This is a genomic window from Frankia sp. CcWB2 (assembly GCF_977927585.1).
Genome location: NZ_CDWRCM010000215.1, coordinates 1 through 2,540, shown reverse-complemented (window position 1 = coordinate 2,540; position 2,540 = coordinate 1). Strand labels below are relative to the sequence as shown.

2 protein-coding genes are annotated in these 2,540 nt (G+C 69.5%); both read left to right on the top strand.

The annotated features are described in order from the left end of the window. Nucleotides 1-1,972: catalase/peroxidase HPI (gene katG, locus ACY45C_RS18455; protein ID WP_462188827.1), on the top strand; the 1,972-nt coding region annotated here is incomplete at its 5' end. Between the two features lie 34 nt (nt 1,973-2,006). Continuing rightward, nucleotides 2,007-2,516 (top strand): hypothetical protein, encoded by a 510-nt coding sequence (locus tag ACY45C_RS18450; RefSeq protein ID WP_462188826.1) that lies wholly within the window; start codon nt 2,007-2,009, stop codon nt 2,514-2,516. Nucleotides 2,517-2,540 lie beyond the last annotated feature (24 nt).

Here is a 2,540-nt window from a genome sequence, read left to right as displayed (position 1 = left end):
GCAGGCCTGGTGGCCGGCCGACTACGGTCACTACGGCCCGTTCATCATCCGGATGGCGTGGCACAGCGCGGGCACTTACCGCATCAGCGACGGCCGCGGTGGTGTGGGTGCCGGCCAGCTGCGTTTCGCTCCCCTTAACAGCTGGCCGGACAACGCGAACCTCGACAAGGCTCGCCGCCTGCTGTGGCCGGTCAAGAAGAAGTACGGCCAGAAGATCTCGTGGGCCGACCTGATGATCCTCGCCGGCAACGTCGCCCTGGAGTCGATGGGCTTCGAGACCTTCGGCTTCGCCGGCGGCCGGGTGGACGTCTGGGAGCCTGACGAGGACGTCTACTGGGGCCCCGAGACCACCTGGCTCGACGACGATCGCTACACCGGCGACCGGGAGCTCGAGAATCCCCTCGCCGCGGTCCAGATGGGTCTCATCTACGTCAACCCGGAGGGCCCGAACGGCAACCCGGACCCGATCGCCGCGGCACGCGACATCCGCGAGACGTTCCGCCGGATGGCGATGAACGACGAGGAGACGGTCGCCCTGATCGCCGGCGGCCACACCTTCGGCAAGACCCACGGCGCGGCCAACCCGGACGAGCATGTCGGCCCGGAGCCCGAGGGCGCCCCCCTCGAGGAGCAGGGCTTCGGCTGGACGAGCACCTTCGGCACCGGCAGGGGCGGGGACACGATCACCAGCGGGCTTGAGGGTGCGTGGACGAACACCCCGGTGAGCTGGGACAACAGCTTCTTCGAGATCCTGTTCGGCCACGAGTGGGAGCTGGCGAAGAGCCCCGCCGGTGCGAACCAGTGGAAGCCCAAGGACGGTGCCGGTGCCGGCACCGTCCCCGACGCCCACGACGCATCGAAGAGCCACGCCCCCACGATGCTGACGACGGACCTCGCCCTCCGGTTCGACCCGATCTACGAGCCCATCTCGCGGCGCTTCCTGGAGAACCCGAGCGCGTTCGCGGACGCGTTCGCCCGGGCGTGGTTCAAGCTGACGCACCGTGACCTGGGGCCGGTCGCGCGCTACCTCGGCCCGGAGGTCCCGACCGAGACGCTGCTGTGGCAGGACCCGCTCCCGGCGGTGGCCCACGAGCTCATCGACGCCGCGGGCGTCGCCACTCTCAAGGGTCAGATCCTCGCCTCGGGCCTGTCGGTCTCCCAGCTGGTCTCCACCGTGTGGGCGTCGGCCTCGACGTTCCGCGGTGGTGACAAGCGCGGCGGCGCCAACGGTGCGCGCATCCGCCTCGAACCGCAGCGCGGTTGGGAGGTCAACGACCCCGACCAGCTGGCGGCGGTCCTGCGCACGCTGACGGGGATCCAGGAGGCCTTCAACGCCGCCCAGACCGGCGGCAAGCAGGTCTCGCTCGCCGACCTGATCGTGCTCGCCGGTGGTGTTGCCGTCGAGCGGGCCGCCGCGAACGCCGGCTTCGACGTCGAGGTCCCCTTCGCACCGGGACGTACCGACGCGTCGCAGGAGCAGACCGACGTGGAGTCGTTCGCGGTGCTCGAGCCGACGGCGGACGGGTTCCGCAACTACCTCGGGAAGGGCCACCGCCTGCCGGCTGAGTACCTTCTGCTCGACCGGGCGAACCAGCTGACCCTGAGCGCCCCCGAGCTGACGGTCCTCGTCGGTGGTTTGCGGGTCCTGGGTGCCAACTACCAGCAGTCGCCGCTCGGCGTCTTCACCGCGACTCCCGGGTCGCTGACGAACGACTTCTTCGTCAACCTGCTCGAGCTGGGCACGACGTGGAAGGCGACGTCCGAGGACGCGAACACCTTCGAGGGCCGTGATGTCGCCACGGGCAAGGTCAGGTGGACCGGCAGCCGCGCCGACCTCGTCTTCGGTTCGAACTCCGAGCTGCGCGCGCTCGCGGAGGTCTACGCGAGCGACGACGCGCGGGAGAAGTTCGTGCACGACTTTGTCGCGGCGTGGGTCAAGGTGATGAACCTCGACCGGTTCGACCTCGTCTAATCCTGGTTCACCTCGCCCGATCCTGACGTCCAGGTTGGCCCGTGCCGGGCCAACCTGGACGTCCTCGGTCCCCGGTCCCGAGCTCCCCGTTCCCGTACCGAGCGTCGGCCTCACCACCGGCGCACTCGCCGTACTCGCCGAGATCTCCCTCACCGCCGCCGCCGCGCTCGGGAAGAGCGATAGCGTGCGCGCCGCCAGCCTGCATCTGGACACGCCTGGCGACTGGCCCACGCGCCCACCCGAGGCACGGGAGAAACCCTCGGCATCCGATCCCCTCGCTCCCCTGCTGCTCTATACCCAGGCCTGGGCCGGCGACCGCCACGGTTCGGCGCACAGCCGGATACTGCCCACCAGATCGGCCACCCAGGTGATGTCGATGGACGTGACCTTCGTCCGTTCCTTCCCCCTCGACGCGGAGGCCGAGGCTGCGGTCACCGTGCGACGCGTAAGTCGACAACTCGCTGTAGCCGACTCCGAGATCGGAACGGCGGGATCCCGTCCGAGCGTGCTCGCGCGTTTCCTGGATCTGTTGCTGATCTTGTGATCGAACTGGCCCTCTCATGGTCGT